Source organism: Streptomyces sp. P17, assembly GCF_032436805.1.
Taxonomy (GTDB): Bacteria; Actinomycetota; Actinomycetes; order Streptomycetales; family Streptomycetaceae; genus Streptomyces.
This window is the reverse complement of the sequence record NZ_JAVRBF010001259.1, coordinates 1-234: the sequence shown is the minus strand read 5'-3', so window position 1 is coordinate 234 and position 234 is coordinate 1. Positions and strand designations below refer to the sequence as shown.

At 77.8% G+C, this 234-nt stretch carries 1 protein-coding gene; it reads right to left on the bottom strand.

Translation table 11 applies throughout. The features are described from left to right. Positions 1–234 (bottom strand): hypothetical protein (locus RMT89_RS44615; RefSeq protein ID WP_315889467.1); only part of this gene is annotated, 234 nt, incomplete at both ends.

Sequence of the window (234 nt, the reverse complement as noted above, 5' to 3'; positions counted from 1 at the left end):
CCGCCAGCCCACCCCGCCCCCGACGCGGCCCAAGCGCTCCTCGGTCACCACGCCCACGTTGGATTTGACGTGCTTGGTGCCGAGCGGACGCCCGCACCAGGGGTGCACGTCTCGCGCGGGGGCCGGGGTGAGGGCGGCGCGGGCGTGCCCCAGATCGGCAGAGCGTCGAGTACGGCCAGAGGGTCTGCTCTCCAGGGTGCCCCGGGGGGGGGCGAGGGGCGCCACCCCGGGCGC